Here is a 14,158-nt window from a genome sequence, read left to right on the forward strand (position 1 = left end):
TCCGTCATCTAACATGAAAACGGATCATAGGGATTAAGGCGGATCAGGTGGACGCGCTCCGGACAGTCGGCTCCAAGGCGTGGGCGATCGTCGGCATCGCCCTGGCCGCCGCCGTCTTCGTGTTCCTGGTCATCCTGCTCAAACCGTTGGTCATCGCCCTGATCGGGGCGCTGATCGTCTCGCTCGCGCTGTCGCCGGCGGTGGAGGCCCTGGCGCGTCGCGGCCTGCGTCGCGGACTGTGCGCCATCCTCGGGGTCCTGTTTCTGCTCGCACTGGGCGCCGGGGTGACCTTCCTGGTGGTGGCGGGCCTGGCCAGCCAGTGGAGCGAGCTCAGCGTGGCGCTGGACAAGGCGGTGCAGCGGCTGCACGAGACGCTCGTCTCGCTGGGCATGCTGGGCTCCAACGCGGAATCGGCGCGGGATTCGCTCAAGAGTCACAGCTCGACGCTGGTGTCCGGGATCATTCCGGCGCTGGGCAACCTGGCCGGCACCACCGCCAGCCTCTTCATCGGCACGTTCGTCTTCCTGTTCACCACGTTCTTCATGCTCAAGGACGGGCCGTCGATGGCCCGGGCCGCCGAGCCCTGGATGCCGCTGGGCAGGCCCTGGATGGACCAGGTCGGCCGGATCATCCGGGGGTACGTGGTCGGGCTGACCCTGCTCGGGGCGTTCAACGCGACGGTGGTCGGGCTGGGCGCGCTGTTCCTCGGCGTGCCTCTGATCGCCACGCTCGTGATCATCACCTTGCTCGGCAACTACGTGCCCTATCTGGGAGCCTGGGTCGCCGGGGCGTACGCCGTGCTCATCGCGCTCGCGTCGGGCGGCGTGCAGACGGCGCTGATCATGATGGTCGTGGTGTTCCTGGCCAACGGCACACTGCAGACCATGCTCCAGCCGTTCGCGTACGGCGCCGCGCTGCGCATGCGCCCGCTGACGATCCTGCTGGCCACGGTCGTCGGCGGCCTGGTCGCCGGGATCCTCGGCGTCATGCTGGCCGCCCCCGCCGCCGCCATCATCCAGCACACGGTCCAGCTCATGCGCTCGCGCCGGGACGGCGGTGGTGCCGACCTCGCGGAGGACGGCGAGGGACCCGACGGTGACGACGGTCCCGGCGATCTCGCACGTCTCGTGGCCGACGCGCCCGATTGAGGCACACCGTGCCCGCGGTTCGCGCGAGATCGCCGGGGCGGGTCAGTAGCCCAGCCCGAATCCGTAGCCGAACAGGGGCGTCTTCTCGTCGCCGGTGTTGACCGGCTCCTGGGCGGCGGTGGCGGGCCAGGACATGGGCAGTTTGCCGGTCGGCGCGTACGCACCGAACAGGACGTCGGCGACGCCCGCGCCCTCGGTGCCGGGCAGCCACGCGGCCAGCAGCGCCTGCACCTGCGGCAGCTGTGCACCGAGGTCCACGGGGCGGCCGGAGACCAGGACCACCACCACGGGCACGCCCGCCTTGCGCAGGGTGGCGAGGGTGTCCAGGTCGACCTTGTCAAGTTTGACCCCGTCCGGGCGGTCGCCCTCGTACTCGGCGTACGGCGTCTCGCCGAGCACGGCGATCGCCACGTCGTAGCCGCGGTTCACCCCGGAGCCGTCGGCGCTGTAGGTCACCGTGCCGCCGGGCTCGACGGCCTCCTTGATGCCCTGCAGGATCGTGGTGCCCTCGGTGATCGGCCCCGAGCCGCCCTGCCAGGTCATCGTCCAGCCGCCGGACTGGTTACCGATGTCATCGGCATTGCGCCCGGCCACGAAGACCTTGCCCGTCTTCGGCTTCAGAGGCAGCACACCGCCGGTGTTCTTCAGCAGCACCTGCGACTGGCGTACGGCCTGGCGGGCCAGTTCCCGGTGCGCCGCGGACCCGACCTTGTCGAACTGCGAGCGGTCGGCCATCGGGTGCTCGAACATGCCGAGCTCGAACTTCTTGGCCAGGATGCGGCGGTTGGCGTCGTCGATCCGGCTCATCGGCACGGTGCCCGCGTTGACCTCGTCCCGCAGCACCCCGATGAACTCGCGCCAGCGCTCCGGCACCATCACCATGTCGATACCCGCGTTGATCGCGGCACTGACCTCGGCCGGGGTGAACGCGTCCCGGATACCGTCGATCTGGTCGATGGCGTTCCAGTCGGAGACCACGAAGCCGGTGAAGCCCAGCTCGCCCTTGAGCACGTCGGTGACGAGGTACCGGTGGCCGTGCAGCTTCTCGCCGTTGAACGAGCTGAAGGAGATCATCACCGAGCCGACGCCGGCTTTGACGGCCGCCTGGAACGGCGGCAGGTGGATCTTGCGCAGCTCCTCCTCGGACACCTGCGCGTCGCCCTGGTCCTTGCCGCCCAGGGTGGCGCCGTCGCCGACGTAGTGCTTGGCGGTGGCCAGCACCGAGTTCGGTCCGCCCAGTTTCTCGCCCTGCAGTCCGGTCACGATCGTGGTCATCGAGGAGGCGATCTCGGGGTCCTCGCCGAAGGACTCGTAGGTGCGGCCCCAGCGGATGTCCCGGGCCACGCACAGGCACGGGGCGAAGTTCCAGTCCAGCCCGGTCGCGGTGACCTCGGTGGCGACGGCCTCGCCGATCCTGCGCACCAGCTGCGGGTCGCGGGTCGCGCCGAGGCCGATGTTGTGCGGGAAGATCGTCGCCCCGTTCACGTTGTTGTGGCCGTGCACGGCGTCCACGCCGTAGATCATCGGGATGCGCAGGCGGGTGGCCACGGCCTCGGTCTGGAAGCCGTCGTACATGTCGGCCCAGCCCTGCGGGGTGTTGTCGACAGGCACCGAACCGCCGCCGGACAGCAGCGACCCGAGGGCGTACGTGGTGACGTCGCCCGCAGTCACCTCGCGGCGCTCGGCCTGCGTCATCTGGCCGATCTTCTCGTCGAGGGTCATCCGGCCGAGCAGGTCGTCGACCCGCTCGGCCACCGGGCGCGACGCGTCGAGATAGGGCGCGTCGGGGTCGTATCCGCCGTCGTCTGTGTCGCGGGTCAGCCAGTACACGGCGGCCGCGGCCGCCAGCAGGAGCACGAGGCCCGCGGCGATCAGGCGGCCGCGGCGGCGGGACGGCGGCGGCAGGGGCGCGGCCGGCGGGGCGGTGACGGTCGTGGTCATGATGCCTTCCTGAGGCGTCGCGGCATGGTGTGGACGTGCTGCCGCGAGTGCCCTCATCGCCACGACGGCGTCCGTCAGCCAACACCTGTCGCATACCGGTGTCAATGGGTTGCTGGAACATAATGCTGCACAGATGAAACAGAACCTGTAACACAACGCGGGAGTCGTCCGGCTTCGGTGCCGTCCTCATAGGAGTACGCCGCGAGCCGCGCCGCGGGAGGCTCCGCGGACGGAGAAATCGCATCGACAGGTTTGCGCGGCGGTCCTAGCGTTCGTCTCATGACCTATCAACATCCACTGGCCTTCCTGCTCGGACTGGAGGGCGTCGCGCTGCTGCGGGCGCACGCCGGCGACGAGGGCTTCGACCGTGTCTTCGTCGAGGCCCGGTTCGCCGAGGTCCGGCGGCTGCTCGACGAGGCCGCCCCGGAACTCGGCGACGGCGTCGAGACCGGACGGACGAACACCGTCGACGGCTACCGCATGTGGTCGCAGACCTACGACGAACCAGGCAACCCGCTGATCGACGTCGAGGAGCCGGTGGTCCGCCGCATCCTCGACGGGCTGCCCGCCGGGGTCGCCCTGGACGCGGCCTGCGGCACCGGACGGCACGCGGCATACCTGGCGGCGCGGGGGCACCAGGTCATCGGCGTGGACAGCTCGACCGACATGCTCGACCTGGCCCGCAAGCGGGTGCCCGACGGCGATTTCCACACCGGTGATCTGCACGCGCTGCCGCTACCGGACGGGTCCGTCGACCTCGTCGTCTGCGCGCTCGCGCTGACGCACGTCCCGGACCTGGCGCCGGTGCTGGCGGAGTTCACCCGGGTGCTGCGACCGGGCGGGAACCTGGTGCTGTCCGACATCCACGTGATGTCGCTCTACCTGGGCGGGGTCGCCCACGCGGCGGGCCCGGACGGACGGCCGGACCTGATGCCCGCCAGCCGCTACCTCGCCGGCGACTACCTCAACCCCGCCGTCGGTCTGGGCCTGCGCCTGGTCCGCTGCGAAGAACCCCGATGGCCCGTCAACCCCTGGGCCGGCGGCCCGCAGGCCAAGCAGTGGTGCCCCGACGCCGCCGCGGCCGTTTACGAGGCCACCCCGGCCGCCGTCATCTGGCACTTCCAGCGCCCCTGACGCGTCGCGACCCCAACACCGGGAACACGGGGCACCCGGTGTAACCGAAGCACCGCACATTTGCACGATCTCGCGCGAGCTGCCGGGGCATACCCGCAGCTCGCGCGAGATCTTCTTCACTCGAGCGCTAGAACGCGCCCGCCTTGACGGAGATGGCCATGCGACGGCCCGCGTACTCGGACACGGTCCAGAGCTCGTCGGTGTTGCTGCGGTAGGTGAAGTCCTCGGTGCCGACGGGCAGCGTGTCGTAGTGCATGACGACGCTGCCGCCGGGGATCCAGGTGCCCAGGTCGCCGTCGTTGCCGTCGCCGTCGCTGGTGGACAGGAAGTACTTGCCGTTGAGGCTCAGCGCGCCCTGCATCGAGGTCACGTCCACGCGGTAGGCCCAGCTCGCGGTCGCGTCGGTGGTCGAGCCGCTGTCGTGGACCAGCTCGCGGTCGGTGTAGTCCACGCCCCAGCGGACCAGCCGGGTCCCCGCGCCGGGGTTGCCGTACTCCCCCACCAGGAAGCTGTCGGGCGTGGTGGTGCGGTCCAGGGAGATGAACGAGAAGCGCAGGGCTGCCGAGCCGACCTGGTCGTACGCCAGCGACTGCGGCAGCACGTACTTGTAGCCGAAGGCCTGGTAGCTGCCGTCGGACTGGCGGCCGCACGCCGTCGACACCGAACTGGACACCTGCCACAGGTGGTTCAGGTCGAAGATGCGCAGGCCGTTGCTGGTGTCCACGACATAGAGGTGGTGGCCGTACCAGGCGATGCCGCCCGCGTGGATGACGACGGGGCGGTAGCTGTGCACCCCGCCGGAGGTGTACGGCTCCACGAGCAGCACGTGCCGGTACACCGGGGCGAGCGGGTCGGTGCGGTTGACGAAGCTGACCCGCACGCCCTTCTGGCCGTCGACGCCGGTGGAGTACCAGGAGACGAGCACGGCCTTGCGGTCCTCGTACACCCCGGCGTCGAGCGCGTCGGAGCTGGTGGTGATGCCCTGCGGGATCCATTCGGCGGTGTTGTCGTCGCCGCTCTCGAAGTGGAATCCGGCGGCGAAGTTGGTGACCAGGCCTGCGCCCTCGCCCGCGGTGATCCGCGTGGCGGCGCGGTTGCCGTCGTCGAGCACGTGCTGGACGCTCACGTTCGGCAGGGCCGCGTCCAGCCCGGCGATCGCCGTGGCATAGGAGCCGGCGCGGCGGCGCAGCTTGAACGCGGTCCGGTCGATCGAGGCGGGGGCGGCGGCGGCTGGGGCGGCGCCGATCAGGGCGCCGGCCGCGCCCAGGGCGGGGATGGCGATCAGTCCGGTCAGGAGGGATCTGCGGTGAATCGACATCGTGCCACCCTAAACGGCCGTTCTGCTCCTCGCACGGCCGGGACGCGGACAACTGCTGATCCGCTGGCGTGCGATGTTAAGAAGGGCACCTTCCTCTACGCATAGCGATGTGAAGGTGCCCTTCCTTTCACTCAGTGGCAGGTGCCGGTGCCGGTGTCGGTGTAGGTTTTGCCGGTTACGGGGACGAACTGCCAGTCGTAGCTGTTCGCGTGCAGGGTGAACTTGAGGACGCCCCAGGTGCCGGTGTTGCGGGCCTGGCTGTTGGGCTGGATGGTGCCGAAGCCGTAGGCGCCGGCGCCGCCCATGCCCGCGACGAACGAGCGCAGGCCGCGGGAGCCGTCCGCCGCGCCGCTGGGGTTCATCGGCGCGAAGCGCTCGTACTGGTGGTTGTGGCCCCACACCACGACGTCGGCGTTGTAGTCGTACAGCGCCTGGTACAGCGGGCGGGTCGAGGTGGACGGGGCGTGGTTGGCGCCCGAGGTGAACAGCGGGTGGTGCCAGTACGCGATCGTGCACGGCTTGCCGCTGGTGGCCAGGTCGTTGCGCAGCCAGGTCTCCTGCGCCGAGCCCGCCGACATGCTGATGTTCGAGTTCAGCGACACGACGTGCCAGTTGCCCAGGTCATAGGAGTAGTAGCCCTGGCCCGACGGGCCGGCGACCGAGCCGAAGTAGTTGTAGTAGCCGGTCGCACCCGAGGTGTTGTAGTCGTGGTTGCCGGGTGCGGGGCGGGTGCGCGCCTTGTGGCGGCCCCAGGTCGGGTTGTAGTAGCTGCTGAACTCCGACGCGGTGCCGTTGGTGTAGACGTTGTCGCCGGTGGTGAAGACCGTGCCGGAGATCCCGTCGAGCAGCGCCGCGGTAGCGGTGTCGCCCGAGCCGGAGTCGGCGATGTCGCCCGCGCCGACCAGCACCGGGTCACCCGACGGCGGTGGGGTGGACGGGCTCGGCGACGGCGTCGTGCCGGTGGTGACCACCAACTGCGGCGAGTCGGCGCCGGTCTCCCGGGTGTCGTAGTAGGCGCCGTCGCTGCTCGACGAACTCGCGCCGATGCTGAACGTGCCGTTGCCGGTGACGTACGAGGTCACGTCGACCTCGTACCACCCGTTCGCGACGACGGAGCCGAGGCTGCCCAGCGTCGCCCCGTCGAGGGCGGGCTTGTTGTTCCACGTCGTGCCGGTCTCCGACCAGGACGTATTCGACATCGCCCGGAAGGCGCCGCCGTTGGCGCTGCCGTCGTTGCCGCTGATGTGGCGCAGCCGCAGCTTCGCGCTGGTCACCGCGCCGCTGACGCCGCTGACCGTGAAGCGCAGGAACATCTGGCGCTGCGGTGAGCTGTCGACGGTGATCTGGGCGGAGGTGCCGTAGTTGGTCGACGCCGTGTCGGCCTGCACGTAGGTGTCGGCCACCGGCGTGAACGTGGTCGTCGCGGCGGCGGCGGTCTGCGCCGACACCGTCAGCACGGTCGCGACCGTGGCGGCGGTGAGCACGAACGCCGTACCTGCCGTCACGGCCAGGCGGCCCTTGCGGATTCCCATGACTCGAGCCCTTCTGGGGGTGTACGGCTGCACGGTCGGCACAGCCGTGCGAGGAATGTAGGGAGGCACGGGAACCGGCGGCACACGTTCGGGTGAACGGCATGGGTGAGTCGGATGAGCGTCCACAGCCGACCGGCCGCTGTGACACCGTCTGTTCATCGCAAGCACGCCCCGTGGTGGCGTGCGCGAGGGCCCTGCGTACCGCGGGCGGCTCAGGATGTGCCCGACGCGGGGTGCCCGCGGCGTGCCTGAACGCGGCGGCCGCCGGGCGGTCCGCGTCGGCCAACCCGTCGTCGCGGACGCCATGCCGCGGGAGGAGCGTCACCGCGTGTACCTGTCCACCGTCACCAGTCCGACCGCCACACCCCCGGCGCAGCGATCCGGACGACGCCGGTTCGCCAAGGTCGGCGCGAACGTGTTCGCACTGGGCACGGTCAGCCTGATCACCGACGTGTCGTCCGAGATGGTCACCGCCGTGCTGCCCCTGTATCTGGTGCTGGGGCTGCAGCTCAGCCCGCTGGCGTACGGAATGATCGACGGGGTCTACACCGGAGCGACCGCCCTGCTGCGGCTCGTCGGCGGGTACGTCGCCGACCGCACCCGTCGCCGCAAGACCGTGGCCGGATTCGGCTACGCGCTGTCCGCGGTGGCGAAACTGGCACTGCTGGCTGCGGGCCGCTCGGTGCCCGCTATCGGGCTGGTCATCGCCGCCGACCGCACCGGCAAGGGCCTGCGGGCCGCGCCCCGCGACGCCATGATCACGCTGTCGACGCCGCCGGAGGCGCTGGGTCGCGCGTTCGGCGTGCACCGCGCCATGGACAGCGTCGGTGCGTTCCTCGGCCCGCTGGTCGCGCTCGGCGTGCTGGCGCTGGCCGCGAACTCGTTCGACGCCGTCTTCGTGGTCAGCTTCTGCGTCGCCGCGCTGGGTGTGATGGTGCTGGTGCTGTTCGTCCGCGACCGCCGCGAAGCGGTGCCCGCCACGGCGAAGGTGTCCGTACGCGAAGCCGCCACGCTGCTGCGCGACGCCCCGGTGCGCCGGCTCGTGCTCGCCGCCTGCCTGCTCGGCCTGGCCACCATCGGCGACGGCTTCGTCTACCTGCTGCTGCAGCGGCGCGAGGAGCTGAGCACCGTCTGGTTCCCGCTGCTGGCCGCCGGGACCAGCCTCGGCTACCTGCTGCTGGCCGCCCCGCTGGGCGTGCTCGCCGACCGGATCGGCCGCCTGCCGGTGATGCTCGGCGGATACGTCGCGCTGACCGCCGCGTACCTGCTGCTGTTCGGGCCGCTGGGCGGCACGGCGCTGCTGGTGGTGACGCTCGGCCTGTACGGGCTGTTCTACGCCGCGACCGATGGGATCCTGATGGCGCTGGCCGGGCCGGTGCTGCCGGACCGGCTGCGCACCACCGGCATCGCGCTGATCCAGACCGGCCAGGCCCTGGCCTACCTGCTCTCCTCGGTCCTGTTCGGGCTCGCCTGGCAGACCTGGGGACCGGCCACCGCGTCCCGCGTCGCCGCGCTCGCCGTGGTCGTCGCCGTCGCCGTCACGGTGCTGCTGCTGGCGCCCCGCGGGCGCGCCTCGGCCGCGTCCGCGGGCTCCGCGCCGCCCGCCGTGCCCGGCCCGGCGGCTCCCGCCGACGCCGCCCACCCCGAGCCCGACGCCCCGACCGACCCGGCCCATGCCGGCGGCGCGCGGCCGGACGGACCGCCCAGGTCACGAACGAGCGCGGACAGCGCAGCGGGAGACCCGGAGGCCGGCCGATGAGCGAACTCACCACCCGCGCCCGGGTAGCCGTCGCGGCCGCCGTCACCGTGCTGCTGGCCGCCGTCGCCGTCGGCTACATCCAGCTGGCCAAGGGCAAGGCCGCCACGGCCGAGACCGCGCCGTCCGCGGAGGTCGCCCTGGACCCGGGGCCACGGCTGCTGGTCGTCGCCGACCGCCGAGCCGCCACCGTGTCCCGTGACGACCCGTCCGGGCCCCGGCTGGTGTCCGGCCTGGAGTGCGTGCGCGTCTACGCCGCCGCCGGCACCGGGGTGTGCATCCACCCCGACACCGCCTGGTCGTACCAGCTGTCGGTACTGGACCGGCAGCTGCGCCCGACGCACACGTTCGCCGTGCCCGGCCTGCCCAACCGCGCCCGGGTGTCGGCCAGCGGCCGGATGGTCGCCTGGACCACCTTCGTCGGCGGCGACTCCTACAGCTCCGGCGGCTTCTCCACCCGCACCGGCATCCTGGACACCCGCACCGGCACGATGGCCGGCACGCTCGAGGAGTTCAGGGTCACCCGCGAGGGCAGGCCCTACCGCAACGTCGACGTCAACTTCTGGGGCGTCACCTTCACCGCCGACGACAACACGTTCTACGCCACCATGTCCACCGCCGGCAAGCGCTACCTGATCCGCGGCGACTTCGCGGCCCGGACCGTACGCACGCTCACGGACAACGTGGAATGCCCGTCGCTGTCACCCGACGGCAGCCGGATCGCGTTCAAGCAGGCGATCGGCGGCGACCCGCAACGCGGCTGGCGGCTGTCCGTGCTCGACCTGTCCACCATGGCGGTGACGAACCTGGCCGAGCCGGACAGCGTCGACGACCAGGCCGCCTGGCTCGACGAGCGCACCGTCGCATACACCCTGCGCGCCCCCGACGGCACCCCGTCGATCTGGTCGACGCCCGCCGACGGCACGGGCTCCCCGACCAAGCTGCTCGACGGAGCCGAGTCCCCCGCCGCCCTCGGCTGACTCCGCCCACCGCCGATGATCGCTGTCTCGTGTCAAAACCTGAGGGTGAGCCGCAGATCTTGACACGAGACAGCGATCATGGCCGCGGGTGGGCCGCTCAGCGCCACCACGGGCGGCGGCGCTGGTCGGCCAGCGCGTGCGCCGGGGCGACCAGGTCGGCCAGATGCAGTTCCAGATGGCGCAGGTGCTCACCGACCCAGCGGCGGCGCAACCGCTGCGCGGGCATGCCTTCGCCGCCCGCGCCGACGATCTCGTCGTCCGGCGGGCTCGGCGGTGCCAGCGGCGGCGGGACCGGCCCCGACGGCTTGCCGATCTGCTCGGCGAGCGCCGCGTAGAAGGCCGCGAGCGCGTCCGCGTGGCGCAGCAGCGCGTCGCAGCGCGGGTCCGGGGAGGCGTCGCGCGGGGTCAGGTCGTCGAGCGCGTTCGCGGTCTGGCGCAGCCGCACCCCGGAGATGACCAGCCGCCACAGGTCCTGCCGGTCCATCCGCTTCGAACCGGGTTCGGCGAGGTAGCCGCGCAGCGCGTCCTCCAGCCGGAACGCCGACGCGGCCGCGCGGACCTCCAGATCGGGCGGCTGCGCCCGCCGCCCCAGCGCCCACGCCACCGCCTCGGTCAGGTGCACGCCGCCGTCGCGGAACATCTCGGCGACGTCGTCGCGCACCAGGTCACCGGCCCCGCGCGGCCAGACCAGCAGGCCGGCGACCAGGCTGACCAGGCAGCCGATGGCGACGTCCTGCAGCCGCACCAGGCCCAGCGTCCAGCCGGTCGGGGCGAGGATGTTGTAGAGCACCAGGATGACCACGGTGAACGCCGCCTGGCTCGCGATGTCGGGCAGCTTTCCCGGGCCGTACGCCACCACGAACACCGCGACCGCCAGCGCGCCCCAGCTCGCCCAGGGCGACGGCCCCAGCAGCGGCAGCAGCGCCGCGCCGACCGCGACTCCGGCGGCCGTGCCGACGATCGCCTTGACGGCCTGCGTGCCGGTCGACGCTGCGCTGGTCCGCAGCACCGACAGCGCCCCCAGCAGCACCCAGAACCCGCTGCGCACCCCGCTCGACTGCACGATCACCACCGCGGCGGACAGCGCCAGCGCGCCGCGCAGCGCGTTGACGAACCACACCGAGCGCAGGCTCGCGTTGCGCAGCACGATCCCGGCGACCCCGGCCGGCGTCACCAGCCTGCGCAGCGGCGGCCGGTCCGGCCGGGACAGGCCGTACCAGCGGCGCACACTGCTGGCGGCGGTCAGCGGATCGGCCCCGCGGGTGGCGATGAGCACGTCCGTGGCGAACGCGCGCACGCAGTTGGCCGTGGTCTGGCCGTAGAAGGCGACGACCAGCTCCATGCCGTCCGCGTCGGGCCGTCCCGGGCTGGTCAGCCGGGCCACGCTGTCGGCGCGGGCCTGCTCCAGCACCTCCAGGTCCGGATCGAGCCGTGCGCCGCCCAGCACCGCGGCAGCCTCCCGCAGCACCTTCGCCGACGCCTCCAGCGGGGCCCGCACCGTCAGCGGGGCGTCGCGCAGGTCGCCGACCCGGTCGATGCCGTCGCCGACCAGGCCCTTGCACCATTCCAGCTGGTTGACCGCCCCGGCCATGGCCTGGTCGGCGATGACGAGCCCGCTCGGCCGGTACGGTGCCGACACGAACAGCGCCATCATCTTGTGCGTCGCGTCGGTGACGGCGGCCCGCAGCTCCGGCAGCGCCGCCCGGCGCGCCCCCGCCTCCAGCAGGTCGGCCAGCCCGGTGGCCAGTGTGGCAGTGGCCCGGCGCAGCTCCGCACCCGCCGAACGGGGCGCCATCAGCACCACCGCCAGGCCGCCGACCCCGGTCGCGAGCACCCAGCCTGCGACCCGGTCGCCGATGACACCGGCCGGGGCGGCCGCCGACGCCGCCAGCATGTACGGCAGCATCGCCGCCGCCGCACCGGAGGCGTCGTTGGGCCCGATGACGGCGGCGAAGTACGAGGTGAACGCGACCACGGCGGTGGCGATCGCGGCGGCCACGACGGAATGGCTGACCAGGGTGCCGATGATGATCAGCACCGCGCCCACGGCGGTGAGCATGGCGTGCGCCACGGCCCGGTCCCGGCGCGTGCCGCCGAACGACGCCAGCACCAGGCTCGCGAAGCCGCCGAACGCCGTGAACGTGGCCACCTGCGGCGACTTGATCACCAGCAATGCGAACGCGAACAGCGCCGGGACGAGCACGGCGGCCCGCACCGCCCGGATCGCGGCCGCGGGCGACCACAGCGCACGCCACCAGCTCACGCGGCCGCCTCCCCGGCCGCGGCCACCGTCACGGCGTGCGGCCGCGCTCCCGCCCCGCCACCGGGTGCACGCCGCCGGATCCGCTCGCTCATCCCCTCAGCGTCGCGCGGATCAGGCCGCGGCGCGGTCAGTTCCGCACGAGCGGGGCGACCTCCTGCGCGGCGAACGCCATGAAACCCTCCGGGTCGGGGTCGTCGGGCGTGGGCTGCAGCACCACCGTGTCCGCCCCTGCCGCCGCCCAGGCGCGCACCGCCTCGGCGACCGCCTCCGCGCCCCCGGCGACACCATGGCCGTCCATGGTGTCGTAACCCCAGTGCACCCGCTCCGCCTCCAGCCGCGCCGCCGCGTCCGGGCCGGTCGCCGCGTGCAGGTAGACCACGACCTGGTGGTGCCCGGTACGCCCCGCCTTCGCCCGGCCCTCGTCGATCAGCCCCCGCGCCCGGCGCACCTGCGCGACGGTGGTGCCGCCGGTGAGGATGGTGCCGTCGGCGACCTCACCGGTCAGCCGCAGCGTACGGTCGCCGGTCGCGCCGGACAGCAGTTCGGGCCGCTGCGGCGGCGGCCAGTCCAGGGCCACCCCGTCCAGCCGCACGTAGCGGCCCTCGGCGGTGACCCGCTCGCCGGACAGCAGCGCCCGCAGCGCGGTCAGGTGCTCGCGCAGCAGCGCCATCGGCGACTCGACCCGCGCACCGACCTGGCCCATCCAGTCCTGCACACCGTGGCCGACCCCGACCCGGGCCCGGCCGGGGAACAGCCGGTGCAGGGTCGCCAGCTCCATCGCGGTGATCGCGACGTTGCGCAGCGGCACCGGCAGCAGCCCGACCCCGACAGTGAGACGTTCGGTCCAGGCCAGTGCCGCGACGGCGGTGGTGATGCCGCTCTCCAGGAAGCAGTCCTCCCACAGCCACAGTTCGTCCAGCCCGGCCTGCTCGGCGGCCAGGGCCACCGACCGCAGCCGCTCCGGCGGCAACTGCGGCACGAACACCGCACCCACTCTGGTCTCAGGTCGCGAATTCAACTCGGTCACGCTGATCATGATGACGCAGCGCGCGCCGGAAGGGGAACAGGCCCGAGGCCATCACGGCCGTCCGGCATGATGGCCGGATGGTGCAGCGCCGATACCTACCGATGTACGACCAGTTCGACGATCACGCGCCGGGCACTCTCACCTGGCTGCAGGCCTGGTACGCGACCCAGTGCGACGGCGACTGGGAGCACGGGGCGGGTATATCCATCGGCACGCTGGACAATCCCGGGTGGACTGTCCGGATCGACCTGGCGGACACCGAGGCGAGCGGACGCATCCTGGACCACATCGAGATTCACCGCAGTGAGCACGACTGGGTCAACCTGTGGGTCGTCGACGACCGCTTCGAGATCGCCTGCGGGCCGCTGAATCTGGGCGAGGCCCTGCACGAGTTCCGGCTCTGGATCGAGGGGCCGCCGCAGTTGGCGACGTGACACCGACACGGCGGCGGGAAACGCGACCCTCGACCGCATCGATGGCCGATACACAGACGCACGGAGGACCCCGGCATGACCGAGGACGAACTGCTCTTCCTCATCCGAGCCCGCTTGGCGACATCTCGCTCCTGGCGTGGCACCCCGGTCCGGCGCGCCACGCCTGCGGCGATCGCCGAGGCCGAGCAGGTAATGGGCCTACCCGTCCCGCCACTGCTGCGCCGGATCTATCTCGAGGTCGCCAATGGCGGCTTCGGCCCCTGGGACGGTGTCATCGGCGTCGGGCCGGACGCGTGGACCAGCGACGACGTGGACATCGTCGACACGTTCCGGGGATTCAGCGAAGCGCCCCACGACTATCCGCCGGGCCTGGTTCCGGTGTACGACGTGGGTTGCGCGATCTGGTGGCTGATCGACTTCCGCGACCCGTCCGGCCCGATGTGGGGATGGGACACGAGCGGCTGCTGCCTCGACCACGCCCCCACGCCGCAGGGGCTGAACCTGGCCGAGTGGCTCGCCGAGGCGTACGACGGCCGTGAATCACGCAAAATCGTGCCGCAATGGGTGTGCAAGCCGCTCCCGCCCTGGGCCCGATGAACCCCGACCTCCGGCGTCAGGGCTCGGG

Annotated in this window: 11 protein-coding genes; 6 read left to right on the top strand and 5 right to left on the bottom strand. The window is 72.1% G+C overall.

Features of this window, described 5'->3' with window-relative positions:
* The first annotated feature begins 47 nt into the window (after nucleotides 1-47).
* A complete protein-coding gene (locus tag FLL47_RS28065) occupies nucleotides 48-1,148 on the top strand; it encodes an AI-2E family transporter (protein ID WP_186315947.1) in 1,101 nt (366 codons plus the stop codon).
* Nucleotides 1,149-1,190: 42 nt separating this feature from the next.
* On the opposite strand, the gene FLL47_RS28070 is transcribed toward FLL47_RS28065, so the two are convergent.
* On the bottom strand, nucleotides 1,191-3,089 hold the full coding sequence (locus tag FLL47_RS28070; RefSeq protein WP_144123941.1) for a glycoside hydrolase family 3 protein: 1,899 nt from the start codon (nucleotides 3,087-3,089) through the stop codon (nucleotides 1,191-1,193).
* A gap of 279 nt (nucleotides 3,090-3,368) precedes the next feature.
* Between FLL47_RS28070 and FLL47_RS28075 the strand changes: the two genes are divergently transcribed.
* The gene (locus FLL47_RS28075) at nucleotides 3,369-4,223 is read left to right on the top strand and encodes a class I SAM-dependent methyltransferase (RefSeq protein WP_144123943.1); all 855 of its coding nucleotides are present in this window, start codon (nucleotides 3,369-3,371) and stop codon (nucleotides 4,221-4,223) included.
* A 127-nt stretch (nucleotides 4,224-4,350) separates the two neighbouring features.
* Here the strand turns inward: FLL47_RS28075 and FLL47_RS28080 are convergent, their stop codons facing one another.
* The gene (locus FLL47_RS28080) at nucleotides 4,351-5,541 is read right to left on the bottom strand and encodes an LVIVD repeat-containing protein (protein ID WP_144123945.1); all 1,191 of its coding nucleotides are present in this window, start codon (nucleotides 5,539-5,541) and stop codon (nucleotides 4,351-4,353) included.
* 131 nt (nucleotides 5,542-5,672) lie between these two features.
* The gene (locus FLL47_RS28085) at nucleotides 5,673-7,073 is read right to left on the bottom strand and encodes a CBM96 family carbohydrate-binding protein (RefSeq protein ID WP_144123947.1); all 1,401 of its coding nucleotides are present in this window, start codon (nucleotides 7,071-7,073) and stop codon (nucleotides 5,673-5,675) included.
* A gap of 244 nt (nucleotides 7,074-7,317) precedes the next feature.
* Here FLL47_RS28085 and FLL47_RS28090 point away from each other — a divergent pair, with 244 nt between their 5' ends.
* Nucleotides 7,318-8,832, top strand: coding sequence for an MFS transporter (locus tag FLL47_RS28090; RefSeq protein ID WP_281286749.1), 1,515 nt, complete (start codon nucleotides 7,318-7,320; stop codon nucleotides 8,830-8,832).
* Entirely contained in the window at nucleotides 8,829-9,809 is a 981-nt protein-coding gene (locus tag FLL47_RS28095; RefSeq protein ID WP_144123949.1) for a TolB-like translocation protein, read from the top strand. The genes FLL47_RS28090 and FLL47_RS28095 overlap by 4 nt, the downstream gene beginning before the upstream one ends.
* A 97-nt stretch (nucleotides 9,810-9,906) precedes the next feature.
* On the opposite strand, the gene FLL47_RS28100 is transcribed toward FLL47_RS28095, so the two are convergent.
* Together FLL47_RS28100 and FLL47_RS28105 are read right to left on the bottom strand one after the other, a co-directional pair.
* Nucleotides 9,907-12,072 carry an FUSC family protein gene (locus FLL47_RS28100; protein ID WP_144123951.1) on the bottom strand — a complete coding sequence of 722 codons (2,166 nt, stop codon included), beginning with the start codon at nucleotides 12,070-12,072 and terminating at the stop codon, nucleotides 9,907-9,909.
* 127 nt (nucleotides 12,073-12,199) lie between these two features.
* Nucleotides 12,200-13,099, bottom strand: a complete 900-nt coding sequence (locus FLL47_RS28105; RefSeq protein ID WP_281286750.1) for an LLM class flavin-dependent oxidoreductase — start codon at nucleotides 13,097-13,099, stop codon at nucleotides 12,200-12,202.
* Between the two features lie 77 nt (nucleotides 13,100-13,176).
* Here FLL47_RS28105 and FLL47_RS28110 point away from each other — a divergent pair, with 77 nt between their 5' ends.
* Both FLL47_RS28110 and FLL47_RS28115 read left to right on the top strand, forming a co-directional pair.
* Nucleotides 13,177-13,533: an immunity 53 family protein gene (locus FLL47_RS28110; protein WP_144123955.1), complete on the top strand. Its 357-nt coding sequence runs from the start codon at nucleotides 13,177-13,179 to the stop codon at nucleotides 13,531-13,533.
* A gap of 75 nt (nucleotides 13,534-13,608) precedes the next feature.
* A complete protein-coding gene (locus FLL47_RS28115) occupies nucleotides 13,609-14,130 on the top strand; it encodes an SMI1/KNR4 family protein (protein WP_144123957.1) in 522 nt (173 codons plus the stop codon).
* The last annotated feature ends 28 nt before the right edge of the window (nucleotides 14,131-14,158 follow it).

The organism is Catellatospora sichuanensis (assembly GCF_007483665.1).
Classification (GTDB): domain Bacteria; phylum Actinomycetota; class Actinomycetes; order Mycobacteriales; family Micromonosporaceae; genus Catellatospora; species Catellatospora sichuanensis.